Raw genomic sequence first — 18,166 nt, forward strand, 5'->3', positions numbered from 1 at the left:
ATTTAAAAACTGAGCCGCTCGTTGTATAACGGGCGGCTTTTTTGTATTCATAGCCGAATCCAAGCCACTCAAAGTCATCAGCATTTGTGATGTTTGACGTTTCTCTGATAATCACGATAAGCTTTGACCTTGTAGTAAAACTCCTTAGCGAAAGGCTGACATGTGCAGTGATTCACCTACCTATTATGTTGCTATTGATATTAATAAGAGGCTCTGTTGTGTCAAAGCAATTATCTTTTGCCATGGTTGGCGTTATATTGTCTTTAGGTGTGTTTAGTACAGAAGTGATGGCTGACCCGAAACATAGGCATGGTCATCGATATGATCACCATCATGAGCATCACCATCATCATAAACGCAAGCACAAGCATAAACATAAGTATAAACATCGTGACGTTATTTATGTGGAGTCTCGACGACCAAGACGCAGTTACTACTACCACGACCGAATTCCTCGTAATAGTACCTACATAAAGATTGGAGATTTCACCTATTTAAAAGTGGATGATCGTTATTATCGTCGCTCCAATGACCGCTATATCCATGTTGAATTCAACTAGAGTGGGAAAGGCAGCATAGCAAGCGTGATAACAGTTTTGAGTCGAGTGGCAACAACACTAAAAACTAGGCGTTCTAAGTCTAGATACCACTGCGATAGAGGTCTAAAAACAAAAACAGCGAGCATTGGCTCGCTGTTTTTGTTTAGGTGAAGACTAGACTGTAAATCGGTTTAATATTTGATCTTGTTTATGTACATCTTCTTGCTGTGCCTGCATAGCATCGTTAGTTCGATTTGCAGATTCGGCGACTTGAGTCGATAGGTCTTTAATATTCACCGTATTGTTGTTGATCTCCTCCGCAACTAAGCTTTGTTCTTCCGCCGCTGAGGCTATTTGTAAGTTCATATCAGAAATACGCTGAATCGCATCACGAATACGTTGTAGCGCGTTGTTTGCCAAGTCTGCTTTTTCTACGGCTTCTACAGCGCTACCCTTGCTTTGATGCATAGCATTTGCCACAGATGATGCGCCAGATTGCAGCTGCTCAATCATAGTACGAATTTCTGTTGTTGATTCTTGAGTTCGTTGCGCCAGTGTACGAACTTCATCAGCAACGACGGCGAAGCCTCGGCCAGATTCTCCCGCACGTGCAGCCTCGATTGCGGCATTCAGCGCGAGTAAGTTCGTTTGGTCCGCAATATCGTTGATGACTTTTAGAATCGTTTCGATGTTGGCGGTTGCAGATTCAAGCACTTGCACTTCTTCGACAGCAAGGTCAATGCTATCGGAAAGCATATTGATCGTTTGTGTCGATTCACCGACCACAGAAGAGCCCTCAACCGTTGCTTGATCAGCTTCTTTGGCTGTACTCGCTGCGCCTTGCGCATTATTGGCAACTTCAGTCGCGGTAACAGACATTTCGTGCATCGCGGTGGCTAATTGTTCTAGCTCTTGTAGCTGAGTTTGAATAGCACCAGCCGAATCTTTTGCACCCTCAGCGGTGATTTGAGTGCCATTCAAAATTTGATCAGAAATACTCTTCGACTCAATAATTTGCTGTTGCAAGTTTTCCATGAACGTATTGAAGTTTGTAGCAAGCTCTGAGAATTCTTGGTCAGTATCAGTTTCAAGGCGCTGTGTAAGATCGCCTTTCCCTGACGCAACATCTTTAATCGCGTTGTTTAATGTGTCTAGCGGACGCATGAGTGTGCGAATGAGCAGAGTCAGTGCAATAACAGAAGCAATCACGGCAATGATTGAATAAATAATAGCGCTGTTGCGAAGCTCTCCTACGGCAGAGTAGGCGATAGCTTCATCAATAACTGAACCCACGTACCAGTTCTCGCCAGGGATGTGAGTCAAGTTAATCATATAACGATCGCCATCGATCTCAATGTGTTGCGTTGATTGTGTAAGATCGACCTGTGGTAGGTAGCTACCAACTTTTTCACCGTTGTATTTGCTTTGAGGGTGAGCAATGGTTGTTCCATCAGCGGTGACCAAAAATAAGTAACCAGCGTCAAACAGATTCACTTGGTTGACGAGGTCAGAAAGGGTAGTTAGCTCAAGGTCATAAAACATACCAGCTAAGAACTGGCCGTTTTCTTTTACTGGTGTACCAACAGAGATGATGACGTTTTTTGAAGACGCATCGACGTATGGGTCTGTTACGACCAAATCGCCTTTGTTTTTAGCTGCGATGAACCAAGGACGTTGACGCGGATCGTAGTCTGGTCCTGCTTCCCAGCCGTCGTCATTTTCAATCACGAAGCCATTGCTTTCATAACCAAAGCCAATCGCAAGAAAGCTGGCTTTTGGTGTTGGTCGCTCAAGAATGTTCTGAACGTAGTTGTGTGAACTTGGATTAAGTTCGATAACTTCAGTAATAGAACGAGCGAGATCCTTTTTAGCATTCATTTCTGATTGCACGGTATTGCCAACACTGGTCAATATCTCGTTCACACTCGAGTCAATGTGCTCCTGCGTTTGGGAGCGGATCGTCATAACTTGTTGCGTCGACAGTAGTGACACGGTAATTAGCAGCAAAAATGACGAGGCTGTGACAACCTTATGTCTAAATTTCATGAGCTTTCCTCTGATTCTCCCGGTTGGCTTCACTATGCTTTCACCTCTTTTTAAACGGGTGAATCCGCATCAAGAGAAACCTATTGTGTTTGGTTATCTTTTTTATCGACATCTTTGTCAAAAACATGAGTCTATTTGTTGTCTTTTTTAACCAAATTTAAACAAAACGGTAAGTTACGACAAAAACCGTGAGTTTGATCAGGTTTGTGCGCTCTGTTAATGAAAGCGTCATAATGAAAAGAATTGTGTAAAGCATAGTGTTTCAGGTTGGCGTTATTGGTGAGATGAGAGCGACTTAACTGTCGTAAAAGGGGGCGTGATTGGAGCTGTTCGTTGTAAGTTATGAGCGTTTGCTAATTAAGTGATCTGAATAGAGCTGTAGATAGAGTTTTAGACATAAAAAAGGCCCCGACAATGCGGAGCCTTTGTTGATTGATGCTTTGATTTTAGAAAATCAGATGAGCAACACCAGCAATCACAGGTAATGTGATTAGCGTACGCAGAATGAAAATAACGAACAGTTCTACAATGTTTACTGGAATTTTGCTGCCTAGTAGTAGGGCGCCAACTTCTGACATGTAGATAAGCTGAGTTACTGACATTGCTGCAATAACAAAACGTGTCATTTCATTATCAATTGATGCCGCTAAAATTGCCGGGATAAACATATCCGCAAAGCCAACAACAATAGTCTGTGATGCGGCGACAGCTTCTGGAATTTGCAGTAGCTCTAGGTATGGAATGAATGGCTGACCTAGAATTTCAAATACAGGAGTGTACTCTGCAATCACTAATGCCACGGTACCCAGACCCATAACCACAGGCAGTACACCAAACACCATGTCGATTGCGTTATGTACGCCTTCTTTAAATACCGACTGAACAGATGTTACCTGACCCGCGCGCTTAAGTGCTAGATCCATACCCCATGAGAATGTGGTGTGGCCTTCTGGTACGGCGTCAGCATCTTTATCTGGGTTGCTGCCATCAATGTAACGATCTTTCTTCAGGCTTAGCGGCGGTAAGCGAGGAATGATAACCGCAGCGACAATACCTGCTAAACAGATTGCGCCGTAGAAAGGTAGGAACAGATGCTCTAACTGTACCTGAGCGATAACCACTAAGCTAAACGTGATCGATACTGCTGAGAACGTTGTCCCGACAACAGCGGCTTCACGCTGAGTATAGAATTTATTTTCGTACTGTTTGCTGGTTAGCAAGATACCAACACTGCCGTCGCCTAACCAAGACGCCATACAGTCAATTGCGCTACGGCCAGGCAGGTTGAATACCGGGCGCATTATTTTACTCAGTAACGCGCCAAACAGCTCAAGAAGACCAAAGTTCAGAAGAAGCGGAAGGAGTAGGCCCGCAAAAATGAACACCGCAAACAAAGTTGGTAGAAGACCGGTAAGAACAAGGCCACCTGTATTTTCTTCCCAAATCGCTTTTGGACCCACTTGGAAGAATGTCATTAATACGGCTGCACCACCGATTAAGCGAACAATAAGCCAAAGTGGCGATGGATTGAAAAGACCGTTTAAAAATCCATTACGTAAAATCGCTGCAGGCTTGAAAATTTTGCAAAGAACAGAAGCGACTGCCATGAAAGCGATGATACTGGTGACGATAGCGATCAAGGTATCGCCTAATACTGCCGGGATGACTTTTGCCATAACCGCAACAGGGATAGTTAGGCCGCCATCGTATGAGATCGGAGCCATAAAGAGTAGAAGACCGATTAGGGAAGGGATGAAAAACATCCAAAAGTTGCCCTTAGGAGCTTCAGTAGCATTAGTGGTGTTATGCATAGTTGTCTCGTGTTACTACTAGTCAATACTTGCCATTTCCATGACATAAATATTCACTAAACATCCGTATTTAATCACAGTTTTGCGGAGGGTACCCGCAAACTGCATCCATTGCAATACTATTCATTAAATACATCTAGTTATTCAGCCGATTTGTCGGGTAATTGGTCAAATAACGTATAAGTGTATACGAATATGTTGCTTGTGTTAGAAAATTGTAGCACGGAGCGCGGGCAGCGCAGAGAATTATGGGGCGCATTGTGACTGGAATAATAAAACGCTAAACAAATGTGACTTTGATCTAACTAACTTTTTGCCGGAAGCCCTGTTAGCCCTAGCTGTTATAAGGTTTTTTAGCTGCGTTACAACACGATAAAACGTTTATTATGATGTGCAGCGGTGAGAGAGTTGAGCTACAACCGATTGAAGCATTCGGCCTCAATCGGTTCGAGATTTTATGCTTTTTGTTGGCGACTAAGCACGTAAAGGTAACTCCAGTAGATCAGAGCCGTAGCGAAAGCCAATATTGCAGGGAAAACGAGCGTATATAATCCATATACCACGAATAGTGCGGCTCCTGCGACACCGCCCAGCAAGAATCCGAAGAAAATGAATAGGAATAGCTTTGCTTTACGTCGATCAAATTGACGACCTCTTAAGCTTTCTCCAATCATAATCCCCAGATCGGTGATGATCCCAGTCATATGTGTGGTTCTGACTACTGCGCCGCTGAATGTAGTGATCATTGCGTTTTGTAATCCACATGCTGCTGACGCTAGATATTGGCCGTACAAATCCCCTTGCACCAAAAAGCCCAAACTGAGTAGGAGCAAGCTCCCTTCTATGCACAGTGCAACACCATATCTTCGCCCTAGTTTTAACGCACTGCTCTCAATAAAAAAGCCGCTAAAGGCAGCACCGATCAAAAAGCTAAATACGATAAAGAGCAGGTGAATGGAGCTATCCACACCTGTTAGCAAGCTGTTCCCTAGCTGAGTTACGGTTCCCGAAAGATGTGTTATCGCTTGATGTTGAAAGCCGAGAAGACCAACGGCATTGACGCAGCCCGCGAGAAGGGCAAGTAGAAACGCGCCATATTCCACCCAACGAGGAAGTCTGGAAATCACAATAAAACCCCACCAAATGTTAGGAGCCGATTATAACGCTCACACCGCGTTACGAAACCCCTTACAGTAAAACTCGGTTGATCATTCTCAAAAAAATCTCACTTATCGAGCTTTTGCTTTGACCATGATAACGACATAGAGGGGGATTTCCCCTACCTGATGTGTTCCATTGTACATTCGAAACTCACCCACCCATGTTTCCTCTGTTCATAGATTGAAACCGTTGGTTGGTGGAACTCTTTATCAGTAAAAAGACCGACGGGAATGATAATGATTTCAGGAAATGTAGAGACCAATAAGCGCATTGTCGTGCCGCAAGAAGGGCAAAACTCATACTGAACCTCGCTGCCATCATCCCCCATTCGGGTATAGCAGGTGACTTCACCGTTTAAGGTTACGTGCTCTTTATCAAAGCGAGCCTGTACCCCAAACACACTGCCTGTCCGCTTTTGGCATTCAAAACAATGGCAGACAGATGTACGGATGGGTTCTCCCTTACAACGGATCTCAACTAAACCGCAGGCGCATTCGCATGTATGAATGGTTGTTGTCATCGTGATTACCTATTCTTCCCAATACACCAATGAATTTGGAACACTGAGAGCAGTGTCAGTGGCCAGTTATGAAATCTGGGCTTGAAAATCATTTGGATACAGTCAGTTTAGTTTAATTTTGAAACACTTGAAGGGATGAAATCATTTGGGTATACAATGCTATACTCGCTTTTCATTTATACCTTTAAACAAGGAAGTCTTCATGGCTCACAAAAGAATCCTGCCGATACCACTTATTCTTCTTATTCCGATCGTATTATTGGTCGTGGTTGTGATCGCGGGTGTTTATCGCTTTAGTTTGTCTGATGAAGAGATCATGGCTAAGTTCCCTCAAACGGAAGCAGAAACCAATGTTATTGTGCAAGAGACGCTGGGAATTACTTCACGCAACCCATGGACGATTCAAGTACCAGAGCAGGGAGCGGTCACTTTTCTTGATGAGTGGGATAAAGAAAACGGCTATTTGATAGGCGATTATGATGCAGGTGCGACAAAAGGTCAGGTACTCGTTCCAACTGCGTTTATTAGTCAGCGTGAGATTGAGAGTGTTTCATGGATTGCTGCACCGATGATTGTAACGACACAAGGTAGCGGTTCGTTTAACTATGTTGGCTTGTTTAAGTTTGACCCCGTGCCGAGCCGAGTTGTCCTTTTAGACAATATTTTTGTCGGTGACCGCGTTAAATTTACCCAAATTACATGGGAAAGTGATGCCATTATCGCGCTTTCATATTTAGCGCATGGTGACGATCAAGCAATGGCAGATACGCCAAATCAATTAAATTCATCCACATTAAAGCGTGTAGGGAATAACTTACATATGCAACAGTGATGAATTTTTTTTGAGTTCTGTAAAAATTCAGTGTTTTCTGCGCTAGATCTCGAAATTTCATAGTGATTTCTTATACGGGAATGCATAAGCTATGAGCCTTGTTTGAAAGGAGATAGTAATTCCCGTGTCTACAAATGAAATTACAAGACGGTTGCCGAATCTGACAAGTCGTAGAGCGCTGCTGTTATACTCCTTGCCAGTTTTAGTTGCGATTGGTGTTTCTCACTCTCTCAAAGAGTCATCTTTAACCAAAACCATCGCATTGAACCTGCCTGAATCTCAGGTCGTTGAAAAAATTCTTGATGCGACAACTGCCGAAGTTGTCACTCCCCCGAACTTCGAATATCAAATCCAAGCAGGTGACAACCTAAGCACTATTTTTAGCCAGCTCGGTTTCGGTTACAGCTCGTTAATGAAAGTAATGGAAACGGATTTGAACTACCTTGCACTTGATACACTAAAGCCGGGCAACACGCTCCGCTTTTGGCGTGATGATGCGACAGGCGAGTTAGAGAAAATGGAACTGCAATTTTCTATTGCAGATAAAGTGGTCTACCAACTAAATAGTGATGGTAGCTATGACTTTACCGATATCTCGATTCCTGGCGTGTGGAGCCAAGAACCATTGGTTGGTGTTATTCAAGGCAGTTTCTCTTCTTCTGCAAGTCGATTAGGTCTAACGTCGGCAGAAGTGAGTCAAGTTGTGAGCTTACTCAAAGAGCAACTCAACTTTGGGCGTGATCTTCGTGCAGGTGATCGATTTGAAGTCGTTCGTCGTTCGCAAAGCATCAATGGTATACCAACGGGCAAGAACGAAATTGAGGCGATTAAGATTTACAATCGCGGACGTGAAATCACAGCTTACCTTCATACCGATGGTCAATTCTACAATGCCAAAGGCGAGAGCTTGCAGCGCGCATTCCAGCGTTATCCTGTAAGTAGCCGTTGGCGTATCAGTTCTGGCTTCAATCCTAATCGCTTACATCCAGTAACGGGGCGTGTCGCGCCACACAACGGTACTGACTTTGCCGTACCAACCGGTACTCCAGTCGTTTCTACTGGTGACGGTACAGTGATCATGACTCGTAAACACCCTTATGCGGGTAACTACGTGGTTGTTGAGCATGGCAGCAAATACAAAACCCGTTACTTACACCTAAGTAAGATTCTGGTGAAGAAAGGGCAAAAGGTTTCTCGAGGCCAGCGTATCGGTCTTTCAGGTAAAACAGGTCGAGTGACAGGGCCACACCTTCACTATGAATTGATTGAATACGGCCGTCCAGTTAACGCCATGCGAGCAAACATCCCAATGGCGAGCTCTGTTCCTAAGAAAGAGATGGCAACCTTTGTCGCGAACAGAGATGAAATGGATAAGCTATTACGCGATAAAGAGAAAGCAGTGCTGTAACAAAGTACTTCGCTCAAAAAATAAAAAGAGACTAAGTATAGCTTGGTCTCTTTTACTTTGTGCATTAACTAGATTTACATTCCATGACCGTCGCTTGTTTAGAGCTCTTAGGCGCTCCGCACTTCACGTTCATTTATCAGGTGTACGATTTCATCAACACTGTGTGGGCGAGAGTAGAAATAGCCTTGAATGTAGTGGCAGCCCATTTCAATTAATTTTTGTAATGCTCTATCGTCTTCTACGCCTTCGGCAATCAAATCCACATCAAGCAGTTCTGCTAATTGTGCTATCAAAAACACCACTTGTTCAGAGGTTGTATTTGAGAGCATGTTTTGAACGAAGGTTGCATCGATTTTAATGCTATCAATCGGATAATTGTGTATATAGTTCAAGCTTGAGTAGCCAGTACCAAAATCATCCAACGCGACCTTAAAACCTAAGTACCGCAATGAGTTAAGTACCATCTGTTCACTGCCACTTTGCGAGAGTAAAACGGTCTCGGTGAGCTCTATAACAAAGTCTTTTGCTTCATGCTGATACTTTTCAACCATGTTAGTTAGGTGGTTAATATAGCGGTTAGAGTCGACCAGCTCATACGCAGAGCAATTGATAGAGAGTTTAACTTTGTATCCTAAGTTGGCCTCTAGCTCTTGTTTTGCGATACATGCGAGCTCAATAATACGTTCACCCAACTCGATAATCAGGCCTGATTGTTCGGCAGCTTCAATGAATTCCGCAGGGGAGATGTTTCCGTAAACATTGCTGTTCCAGCGGGCTAGGATTTCAAAGTAATTCCAGCGATCGCTTGTGATATCTACGATTGGCTGAACAACGACATACAACTCTTCGCTATCATGTATGTCAGCGCTAAGTTGAATGCGCATAGCTTCAATAAGCTGCGTTCTACGGTGATAAAGGGCGCTAAGGTGTGTGTCGTAATGCTGAATTCGTGTATCGCGATGTTTTTTACAGTCTTTGAGAGCGAGACTGGCATTCAAAATTAGCTCATCGCTGTTCAACATATGTACTGGTGCGCGCGCGATACCAATACTAACAGTGAAAGAAATTCGGTTAGATTTGTCGCTGTAGCCGCTTTCAATTTTGTCGAGTACTTCCTGACACACGGCGACAGGATCTTCGTCGTAAGTAATGAAGGCGAATTCATCTCCTGCTACACGAAAAGCGTTGTTTGGCGATGACAAGCTTTGTTGAATGGCGTTCGCCGTAAACTTAATGATTTGGTCGCCGATGTAGTTTCCGTTGATATCATTGATCGATTTAAAGTTATCGATGTCTAGGTAAGCCAAACTGAATGGACGAGTGGCCTGTTGCGTCAATGTCTCCAAGGTGTCAGCTAAGCAGCTACGGTTGAGCAGTCCAGTTAGGTTATCATGCGATACTTCATAGCTAAGCTGATTAAGAAGCTTATCTGAACGTTCACTGACCCACTTTTCACGTAAGCTGTGAATAATGACATTGGCATAAAAGCGGTGGAAGTCGAGGATATCTTGCGCTTCCTTAGCGTGGATGCTTCGGGTAAAGGTGGACAATAAAATTCCCAGAACCTCGCCATTTTGTGTCTTTAATGGCAGACCAATGTAAGCTTGAATACCATCCTCTTGAAACATCTGATCTTCAGGAAAGCGTTTGTAAACTTGGTCCTGATAGAAAATATGTTCGCCAATGTCTTTTGCCACTTTTTCACAGGGGGTGCCTGAAAGGTGGTAGCTTAGATTGTCTGTAATTTTTCCATTGCTAGCGAAGGAGATGGTATGAGCCGAATGTTGAAGATGCGCAACTTCTACAACGCAAGTGCAATGGCTCTGCAATTGTTGATGAATATCTAACGTGACTCGGTTTAGCTGAGCCGTGCCGTTTAGCTTCAATATTTCATCAATTTTGTGGAAACTGATTTGTACCTGACCCATTGAGCATTTCACCTAGCGTTGTGATTACCATATCGTGTGAGACACGAAGAATTATTATTTGATATGCATCAAATAAACTATCGGTTACTAAGGCGAATTTTTCAAATTTTGTGAACGAACAAATCATTATTTTCATGTTTTTATGCTTGAACCTTTTAAAGGTATAGCGATAAAAACGCTAAGCTAGGCGCGCTTCTCCTCTTCTAATCGCGATTTGAGATAATCGAGGAACAGCTTAGTTCGGGTATGCTGATAATCCAGCTTTGGATAGTAGGCATATACAGTGGCTTTATCCGCTGTGATATCGGGCAAGATAGGCACTAAAGCTCCGGATTTGAGATCATCTTTGATCATGACGTTATTCGTCATCAGAATACCCATGCCTCTTTTGGCACCATGAAACAGCGCTTCTGGGTTGGTCGTGGCAAAGTTACCGGACAAGCTGATACGTTTGCCTCGATTGGTTTTGATTTCTCGTGAGGGCTTTTCACCCCAAATCAGGACATTATGCTCTGTCAGATCCTCAACGCATTGTGGGGTGCCATATTTTTTTAGGTAACTAGGCGCGGCGTAAAACTGGGCTTTATGTTCGAAAAGTGCGGTGGCTTTGAAACTTAGTGAATTAAGTTGCTCTAATTCCCGGCTAATAAACAGGTCTAAGCTTAGCTCTGGCAATTGGCCTGGTAGCGTTGTCGTTAATTGAAGCGTGATGTCTGGATATTTCTCAAGAAAATCATCTAGGTAATGCACCAAAAACTTAGAACCAACCGCCAGTGTCGCGCCAATTTTCAATAACCCCGCTGGTGATTGATTGACTGAGCGAGTTTCATCTAATACTGATTGCCATGAATCCAACTGATTTTTTGCTCGTTGATAAAACAGCGCACCAGCTTCGGTTTGGCTAATAGAGCGGGTCGTGCGTTTAAGTAACTGAACGCCAATTTTATCTTCTAGCCATTGAACTCGTTTACTGATAGCTGAGCTGGTGGTATTGAGTTTCCGCGCTGCTGCATTAAAGCTACCTTCTTCGACCACACGAATATAACTCTTCACGCTTTGAATCCAGTCCATTGTGTCTCCTTGGGAATTAATTCCTTTCCAACTTAGCTGATTATCATCTTTGAGTATCAAATATACACTGTTTGCCATCAATCTGTCACAAAGTAGGAGGAACGTTTGCGTAAAACACCATTGTTATTAGCGATGATGATCATTGCCACAGGCCAAGTTGGCGTTAGTATTTATCTTCCTTCTTTGCCATTGATTGGTCATGACTTGAATTTGCCGCAACATTCGATTCAGAATCTCGTCACACTATTTCTCGTTGGTTTCGGTATCTCTCAGCTTTTTTATGGCCCATTGTCTGATGCGATTGGTCGTCGACCAGTATTTATTCTGGGCCAAACTGTGTACCTAGTTGGTACGGTTATTTGTATCGCCTTTTCGGACAACATTATTGCTCTTGAAGCGGGGCGGTTACTTCAAGGTTTGGGGGCGGGTAGTGCCTCGGTGCTTGGTCGCTCCGTATTGCGTGACAGTTATGACGGTATGCAATTAACCAAAGCGCTATCTTATATTTCAGTCACGGCATCTGTGATGCCAATTATTGCTCCGCTGTTTGGTGGTTGGATTGCTTTTCACCTGAGCTGGCATGCTGTCTTTGTGTTTGTGCTGATTTACTTAATGGCAATTTTTACGCTTGGTTTATTGGTGCTGCCAGAAACGCTGCCTTACCCGAAGCGAAAATTTAAAGTAGGCCACGTGAGTGCAAATTATTTGCGCCTGTTAACGAATACTCAAGTGATTGGTAGTGCGAGCTACAACTGGCTTAGTTATTTATCGGCTCTGGTCACGCTCTCCTTGTATCCATTTTTAATGCAACAAGAGTTAGGCTTAACGGCGGCAGATTACGGTTCTTTGATGATCATACCGTCAGTTGGTTTGCTGACGGGTAGCTTGGTGCTTAATTTGATCAACGCTCGTTACAAAGCTCAGCAAATCTTGCTGATGAGTTTCGTGATTGTTGCTATTGCTGGCTTCATGTTGTTGGTTACACCCTTCAGTGTATTTTCATTACTAGTGGCATTTACGTGTTTAAGTTTTGCCCAAGGCATGTCGTTTCCGGTATCGATTAGTTTGTTGCTGTCGCCACATAAGCAACAGGCCGGAGCGGTTTCTGCGCTATCTGGATCAATTCAAATGTGTTTAGCCGGTTTGTTTGGCGGATACTTGGTAGATTCTTGGGTCACGAATCAAAACCAGCTTGGGGTGTTTTATTTGTTTATTGCGTTACTTTCTTGCTGTGTGCTTGCATTGAGTCAATTTCGTAAAGTCCCCAAAGGGACGATTCAAGCAGAAACTTCCACCTGAATATACTTGCAACGAAAGAGGCTGCTTTCTAAAATGCGCTGCTAAATTAAGTCAGGATCATTGTGTATATTGAATGACTCAGTTTGAGAGGAAGAGGGCAATGCCTGATGCTCCTCTCAGCTTGGGGATACCTTTCTGCCCATATGACTATCCGATCTCTAATCGTTAGGTGAAAGAATGCAACAAAACGAATTTGAAACACTGGTAAAAGAAATTACTCAGCAAGAAAGCATGCCAAAGGCACTCGAAGTCTTGAAGGCGTGTGAGGAAGAAGAAGTTGCACAAGCGGCACAATCCCTAACGGGTCAGTTTGGTCTTGCAGAAGTTGATGGCGAGAAACGTATTTACCATATTACCACTCAAGAAGACGAGTCCGGAGAAGAGCAAGAATACGTGGAGCACGTCATGAATGAAGGCGATCACTTGATCAAATTTGCTGCGTGGTTCTTTGAAACATTCTTTGAAATCAAACAGAAAGATACGTACGTCGCAGCGGGTAAAACATACCAGCAACCTAAGCGATAGGCGCCCGTTTCGAAAAAGTAATCAGAACCAACCTGAAAGTTAATTACAAAATAAATGTGACATCAGTCTTGTTTTTATCTAATTGTGGTGTAAAATTACAACATAGTTAAGTCAATACATTCAGGAGAAGGTCATGGGTAACGAACTTGGTGGTGCTTATATTGGCCAGATGATTGCAAAAGACGCGATGCACAAAGCGCTTTACGGTAAAGCGAAGAAGAAAAAAGCTTCTGTTTTTGCTCGTGTTATGAAAAAACTGGCGAAATAATTTAAAAAGCCCTGATTGAAGAATCAGGGCTTTTTGCTTTTATCTGTCTTGTTTTTAGTGGCAGCCTACATATTGAACAACATTGGTAAACCACTACTCAAAGACGGATGGCATTTGAATCAAACGCTAAGCGGATTGGCTTGGTATCTCCACGACATTATTAGGCACTTTATCTAGCCCCTTTGCTGCTAACCACTTTTCTAAATCGTCAGCGCCTCCAACATACTTTCCATCCAACCAGATCTGCGGCACTGTTACCGGCGTTTTTTCTCCAATGATGGCTTTTACTTCGGGGATCATGCGATACAAAGCGGCGCTGTCTTTAACCACGTCATGATACTCGTATTGAACACCAGCATCGTCAAGTAGTTGTTTCGCTTTGACACAGTAAGGGCAGGTGGCTTTACCATAAACAATGTTGCCTTTTAGCTCATCGCGTTTGACCCATTCAGCGATAACTGATTGCACAAGCACGCCCCGGTTTAGCGCTTCTCCTTGGCTGACCACTTTTCCTTCGACAATAAGAATCGGTGCATGCCAGGCCCCTGCTTTTAATGGTTCCCACCAATGTGATAACCAATCTTTTACTTCCAGTTCAACGGGGACATCAGCGAGTTCGTTTTTAAAAGTATCCGTCAAAATATCTTTAGTTAACGTACATTCACCACAAGGAATATTGACTTTGAATGGACCCCAACTACCAGCCCAGCGGTACAGTGTAATTTTGATTGGTTGACTCATATGGTGTTCCTCATTTCCTTTCCTGAAAATATAGAACCTTGAAATTAGACTTTTCTTTCAACTAGCTTTGTCTTTTTCGATTCCCAGTGCGTAATAAACGCAATGGAGGCAATAATAATCGCGGCGCCTAGCCATAAACGACCAGGTGGTACCCAGCCAAACACCAACCAGCCAGCAACGACATTCAAAGGCAGTTTTGCGTGATCAAATGGTTGCACAAACGAGGCGTCTGCAACTGCGTACGCTTTAACGATAGCCCATTGAGCGAGTGCTGTAAGCGCGCCTGCGGCTAAAAGTACGCCCCATATCGTCCAGGTATTTGGCATCGTAAATGTCGGTATTGCCAATAAGATATTAAACGGCGTTATCAGCAGTAATAAATAGACAACCATGGTTGAGGGCGGATCGTTGACCGACATTTTCTTTACCATCAGAGAATACGCTGCCCAGAAAAATGCGGCGCCAACAGGAAGCAGGGTCGCCCATGTAAATGAATCTGCCCACGGCTCAAGAATGATCATAGCACCAACAAACCCTGTTAATGTTGCTAACCAGCGTGCAGTACCTACTTTCTCTTTGAGTAACAAGCCAGATCCAACCGTTGCAAATAACGGAGAGGTCATCAGCAGCGCAATGCCTTGCCAAATTGGAACTGGATAAGCGAGTGCCCAAAGCCAAAGCTGAATCCCGATAACAGAGAGAAAAATACGGAAGGCATGCCAACCAAAGTGTTGGGTTCTTAGTGAGCGTCTAATTCCAAGTGTACGCAGATAGGGCAGAATGACAAATAAGGCAATAGCGTATTGGAATAATGCGAATGTGGTGGAAGAGACACCAAAGTTGATGCTAGCAATTTGGGCGAAGCTGTTCACTATGGCGAATGCCAAGCCAGCTGTTAGCATCCAGGACGCACCTTGAACAGGATGATGATTCAATTGAAAAATTCCAGTTTGATAGAGGTGGCGGGATCATACGTCCTATTGTTTTTCGCGCCAATAAAAAAATGCCTCCCAGAGGGAGGCGACATTACCAATTCAAAGGACGTGCCTGTTATAACAGGTACAAAGAACGAGAAGCACAAACGCTGCCATGCATTTGCATAAATAATATTGCAGAACGCGTGCCAATTTTTATCTATTTGATTTTAATTGTCTTTTTATTTTAGTTCGGTTGGCTATTAGGAGAAATGCACTAACTTAGTGACAAATCGCATTAAAAGAGGGCAGAGGCAGGAGTCACTACGCTCGTTTTTCATTGCTGAGCGACGTTTGGATAGTGTGAAAATTTATCGAGTTATGTTGGGTTACACAAAAAAATGGCCAGCAAGCATGCTGGCCAATTGGACTCGCTCTTAGGACAAGAGTGAATTAGAAATCGTAACGTACGCCTAGACGTAGTGTGTCTTCACCTTGAACCACTTTCACTTTACCATCTACTACATCCTTCTTTTCATCGAGTTGGTTGATGTAGTAAGACAGGTAAGTACGGAAGTTACTGTTTAGTTTGTAGTAACCAACAAGCTCGATACCTTCAACGGTGTCGTACTTTGAACTGTTGTCTGGATCATTCTCTTGAGCTGTGTATAGAGCTGCAAGTGTCACTTTGCTTGCTACTTTGTAGCTTGCGACTAGCTCGTAAGCCGTAAAGTCTTCAGCGTCAGTCAGGGAACCTTGAGAATAAGTACCTGCTAGGTATAGGTTATCCATCGAGTAGGCGATACCACCTAGAATTTGATCTTCAGAGTTGTCTTTATTTACGTCGCCACCAGAATATGCAAGACCAAAGTCGAGGCCCATTGGTAGTGAGTACATTCCAGAGATGCCGTATTTATCTTCGTTATCGCTAGAGTTTGCTTGGTAGGTTGCTTGCAGTTGTAGCGCATCAAACGCACCACGGTATGCGAAAACGCTGTCTTGCTTATCAGAAGACGAATCGATAACTTGCTGAACACCAGAGAACTCAGTGATATCCGTCATGTCAGAGATGATGACTGCAGCCATGTCTTGACGACCTACAGAGAAGGCACCGATATCAGAGTCGACACCTGCATACATGTAGCGGTTTTTGAATTCACTCTTGCCCGTTTTTTGCTCGGCTTCGTAAACACCGAATGCAGAAAGGCCATTGCCGATGTCCGTTTTACCTTTTAGATTAAGACGAGCGCGGCTTTTATCTTCCATTGAGCCTTCAACTTCAGCACCACCTGAACCGATGAAGTCACCACGGAACTCAACGCGGCCGCCAACTTTTAATTCAGTACCGTCGTTTTTGTATACTGTTGCTGCGAATGATGGTGCTGATACCAATGCTGTAAGAATTGCAGTAGTTAGTGCTGCCTTTTTCATTTTCTTATTACCCTAGTTGTAATCGATGGGCTTTCTTGCCCGATGTGTTGATGACGTTAAGGTAAACGCTGAAAATGAAAGATAGATTTCTGTTAAGTTATGATTTGATTGCACTTTTATTGCTGGCGAGAATAAGTGCCCCTTCTTATATCTCTTATAAAAAGAAAGGTTTTATCTTTTTTGAGGTTTTTCTGCCTTCTATTGGAGACCGTGCTTTTTTCAAAAAGTTCCTGAACCTATTTTTGTTCCAAAATGTAAGTAAATATTTCATTTTGACGGGAAAGTTATTTTTAAAAGTTGGGGTTCATCAAGTATTTGTGAGCACTATCTCGTTAAAGCATTTCTTTTTGTAAGGTTTTTACGCCTGGATTTTTTTTCGGATAAGTAAACGTTTGCTTTTTAGTTTTTTGCTGAGAATTTTTCACTCGGTTATCAGGAACTAATCAAATAAAGTGTCGGCAGTTGTTACACAAAGGTAAATCCATTCTGGCGGAAAAGATGCCCCAGAGGGCCTTTGTATTCCTTTCTGTGTTCATCATTTCGTCTTACGAAAGTGAATCAGAGCTGGGTCTAAAACTGACTAACCAACTAATAAGTAATGGATTTAGAAATGAATAAAAAATTATTAGCAGCGGCAATCGCAGCAGCAACTTTCGGCACTCAAGCAGTGGCAGTGGAACTTTATAATAACGATGGCACAACATTTTCGATGGGCGGCCACGTTTCTGTTAACTTAAATGGTTCAGAGCAAGGTGACACGGATGTTGGTACTAACTCTCCTCGTATCAATATCTCTGCGACACAAGATTTAGGCAATGGCTTCACCGCAGACGCACGTGGTGAATGGGCTCTAAACTACTTAGATGGCGGTGAAGAGTCGTTTAAAACTCGTCTAGGTTACTTAGGTTTAACACATGAGGTTTACGGTCGTGCAGTAGGTGGTACGCAATGGTCACCTTACTATGATGTGGCAGGCATCGCGGATATGCCAATTGCGTTTGCGAATGACTTCATTTACGACGATCACGGAAACCTAGGCACAGGTCGTGCGGATAAAATGCTGTCTTATCGAAATGGCTTTGATTTAGGCGAAGCAGGTGCGATTAACGTTGGTCTTGGATGGCAAGGCGCAAATGATGAATACACGCGTAACGACGCAGGTACTATCACTGGTGGTCTTAAATACGATGACCGCATGCAAGTTGCGCTTTCTTACGCAATCATGGGCGCGAAAATTGGCTACTCATACAACGGTGGTGACTTCCAACACCCTGCTTACACAGGTAAACACACCGCAGAATCACATGTTGTGTCTGCATCTTACGGCGCTTACGGCCAAGGTCTGTTCCTTGCCGCGGTATATGGTTCAAATGAAAATATGAACTTCAGTGTAAATGGCGACCGTTTGGCGGAAAGTGATGCGTACGAAGCGATCATCGCATACGCTCTAGCGAACAGCTTAAACTTGAGCGTTAACTACGAGATGGTTGAAGGTAAAGAGTTCAAAAATTCTAAAACAGAAACCGCTCGTGAGGAAATGGCACTGCAGGCAGAGTACAACTTCACGCCTAAATTTGTTGGTTACGCGGGTTACCAGTTTGACCTAAATGATGACCATGGTCGTGAAACTGATGACAAATGGGCGATAGGTGCTCGTTACTACCTATAATAG

16 protein-coding genes are annotated in these 18,166 nt (G+C 43.5%); 7 read left to right on the top strand and 9 right to left on the bottom strand.

Going from position 1 to position 18,166, the window contains the following annotated elements; translation table 11 throughout:
• Positions 1–218 precede the first annotated feature (218 nt).
• The gene (locus MTR11_RS11955; RefSeq protein WP_081441257.1) at positions 219–560 is read left to right on the top strand and encodes a hypothetical protein; all 342 of its coding nucleotides are present in this window, start codon (positions 219–221) and stop codon (positions 558–560) included.
• Positions 561–713: 153 nt separating this feature from the next.
• Here MTR11_RS11955 and MTR11_RS11960 read toward each other — a convergent pair whose 3' ends face one another.
• The 4 genes from MTR11_RS11960 to MTR11_RS11975 all read right to left on the bottom strand — a co-directional run bounded on the left by MTR11_RS11960 (position 714) and on the right by MTR11_RS11975 (position 6,077).
• On the bottom strand, positions 714–2,585 hold the full coding sequence (locus MTR11_RS11960) for a methyl-accepting chemotaxis protein (RefSeq protein WP_243327621.1): 1,872 nt from the start codon (positions 2,583–2,585) through the stop codon (positions 714–716).
• Between the two features lie 446 nt (positions 2,586–3,031).
• Positions 3,032–4,396 (bottom strand): YjiH family protein, encoded by a 1,365-nt coding sequence (locus MTR11_RS11965; protein ID WP_031780191.1) that lies wholly within the window; start codon positions 4,394–4,396, stop codon positions 3,032–3,034.
• A 455-nt stretch (positions 4,397–4,851) separates the two neighbouring features.
• Positions 4,852–5,523 carry a YoaK family protein gene (locus MTR11_RS11970; RefSeq protein WP_005391213.1) on the bottom strand — a complete coding sequence of 224 codons (672 nt, stop codon included), beginning with the start codon at positions 5,521–5,523 and terminating at the stop codon, positions 4,852–4,854.
• A 152-nt stretch (positions 5,524–5,675) separates the two neighbouring features.
• The gene (locus MTR11_RS11975; protein ID WP_243327623.1) at positions 5,676–6,077 is read right to left on the bottom strand and encodes a GFA family protein; all 402 of its coding nucleotides are present in this window, start codon (positions 6,075–6,077) and stop codon (positions 5,676–5,678) included.
• 202 nt (positions 6,078–6,279) lie between these two features.
• Between MTR11_RS11975 and MTR11_RS11980 the strand changes: the two genes are divergently transcribed.
• Entirely contained in the window at positions 6,280–6,909 is a 630-nt protein-coding gene (locus tag MTR11_RS11980; protein ID WP_243327625.1) for a hypothetical protein, read from the top strand.
• 124 nt (positions 6,910–7,033) lie between these two features.
• Positions 7,034–8,317, top strand: coding sequence for a peptidoglycan DD-metalloendopeptidase family protein (locus MTR11_RS11985; RefSeq protein ID WP_047008385.1), 1,284 nt, complete (start codon positions 7,034–7,036; stop codon positions 8,315–8,317).
• A 107-nt stretch (positions 8,318–8,424) separates the two neighbouring features.
• Here MTR11_RS11985 and MTR11_RS11990 read toward each other — a convergent pair whose 3' ends face one another.
• Both MTR11_RS11990 and MTR11_RS11995 read right to left on the bottom strand, forming a co-directional pair.
• On the bottom strand, positions 8,425–10,245 hold the full coding sequence (locus MTR11_RS11990) for a putative bifunctional diguanylate cyclase/phosphodiesterase (RefSeq protein ID WP_243327631.1): 1,821 nt from the start codon (positions 10,243–10,245) through the stop codon (positions 8,425–8,427).
• 183 nt (positions 10,246–10,428) lie between these two features.
• Positions 10,429–11,316 (bottom strand): LysR family transcriptional regulator, encoded by an 888-nt coding sequence (locus MTR11_RS11995; RefSeq protein WP_005391202.1) that lies wholly within the window; start codon positions 11,314–11,316, stop codon positions 10,429–10,431.
• A gap of 105 nt (positions 11,317–11,421) precedes the next feature.
• Between MTR11_RS11995 and MTR11_RS12000 the strand changes: the two genes are divergently transcribed.
• The 3 genes from MTR11_RS12000 (at position 11,422) to MTR11_RS24085 (ending at position 13,408) form a co-directional block, all read left to right on the top strand.
• Entirely contained in the window at positions 11,422–12,615 is a 1,194-nt protein-coding gene (locus MTR11_RS12000) for a multidrug effflux MFS transporter (protein WP_243327633.1), read from the top strand.
• A gap of 177 nt (positions 12,616–12,792) precedes the next feature.
• The gene (locus tag MTR11_RS12005) at positions 12,793–13,140 is read left to right on the top strand and encodes a hypothetical protein (protein ID WP_005391198.1); all 348 of its coding nucleotides are present in this window, start codon (positions 12,793–12,795) and stop codon (positions 13,138–13,140) included.
• Between the two features lie 133 nt (positions 13,141–13,273).
• Positions 13,274–13,408, top strand: a complete 135-nt coding sequence (locus tag MTR11_RS24085; RefSeq protein WP_005391196.1) for a hypothetical protein — start codon at positions 13,274–13,276, stop codon at positions 13,406–13,408.
• Between the two features lie 126 nt (positions 13,409–13,534).
• Here the strand turns inward: MTR11_RS24085 and MTR11_RS12010 are convergent, their stop codons facing one another.
• From MTR11_RS12010 to MTR11_RS12020, 3 genes are all read right to left on the bottom strand, one after another.
• A complete protein-coding gene (locus MTR11_RS12010) occupies positions 13,535–14,149 on the bottom strand; it encodes a glutaredoxin domain-containing protein (RefSeq protein ID WP_053809571.1) in 615 nt (204 codons plus the stop codon).
• A 44-nt stretch (positions 14,150–14,193) separates the two neighbouring features.
• Positions 14,194–15,051: a DMT family transporter gene (locus MTR11_RS12015; RefSeq protein WP_053809570.1), complete on the bottom strand. Its 858-nt coding sequence runs from the start codon at positions 15,049–15,051 to the stop codon at positions 14,194–14,196.
• 465 nt (positions 15,052–15,516) lie between these two features.
• Complete coding sequence (locus MTR11_RS12020; protein WP_046873714.1) at positions 15,517–16,494, bottom strand: porin; 978 nt, start codon at positions 16,492–16,494, stop codon at positions 15,517–15,519.
• A 610-nt stretch (positions 16,495–17,104) separates the two neighbouring features.
• On the opposite strand from MTR11_RS12020, the gene MTR11_RS12025 reads away from it, so the two are divergent.
• Positions 17,105–18,163, top strand: a complete 1,059-nt coding sequence (locus tag MTR11_RS12025; RefSeq protein ID WP_046873713.1) for a porin — start codon at positions 17,105–17,107, stop codon at positions 18,161–18,163.
• Positions 18,164–18,166 lie beyond the last annotated feature (3 nt).

The organism is Vibrio sp. CCB-PB317, assembly GCF_022808245.1.
GTDB classification, from domain to species: Bacteria; Pseudomonadota; Gammaproteobacteria; order Enterobacterales; family Vibrionaceae; genus Vibrio; species Vibrio diabolicus.

Coding starts and splice junctions, on each gene's coding strand:
- MTR11_RS12025 (WP_046873713.1), top strand. CDS start 17,105: ATGAATAAAAAATTATTAGCAGCGGCAATCGCAGCAGCAACTTTCGGC.
- MTR11_RS12020 (WP_046873714.1), bottom strand. CDS start 16,494: ATGAAAAAGGCAGCACTAACTACTGCAATTCTTACAGCATTGGTATCA.
- MTR11_RS11965 (WP_031780191.1), bottom strand. CDS start 4,396: ATGCATAACACCACTAATGCTACTGAAGCTCCTAAGGGCAACTTTTGG.
- MTR11_RS11995 (WP_005391202.1), bottom strand. CDS start 11,316: ATGGACTGGATTCAAAGCGTGAAGAGTTATATTCGTGTGGTCGAAGAA.
- MTR11_RS11990 (WP_243327631.1), bottom strand. CDS start 10,245: ATGGGTCAGGTACAAATCAGTTTCCACAAAATTGATGAAATATTGAAG.
- MTR11_RS11980 (WP_243327625.1), top strand. CDS start 6,280: ATGGCTCACAAAAGAATCCTGCCGATACCACTTATTCTTCTTATTCCG.
- MTR11_RS12005 (WP_005391198.1), top strand. CDS start 12,793: ATGCAACAAAACGAATTTGAAACACTGGTAAAAGAAATTACTCAGCAA.
- MTR11_RS12015 (WP_053809570.1), bottom strand. CDS start 15,051: ATGCTAACAGCTGGCTTGGCATTCGCCATAGTGAACAGCTTCGCCCAA.
- MTR11_RS12010 (WP_053809571.1), bottom strand. CDS start 14,149: ATGAGTCAACCAATCAAAATTACACTGTACCGCTGGGCTGGTAGTTGG.
- MTR11_RS11975 (WP_243327623.1), bottom strand. CDS start 6,077: ATGACAACAACCATTCATACATGCGAATGCGCCTGCGGTTTAGTTGAG.
- MTR11_RS24085 (WP_005391196.1), top strand. CDS start 13,274: ATGGGTAACGAACTTGGTGGTGCTTATATTGGCCAGATGATTGCAAAA.
- MTR11_RS11960 (WP_243327621.1), bottom strand. CDS start 2,585: ATGAAATTTAGACATAAGGTTGTCACAGCCTCGTCATTTTTGCTGCTA.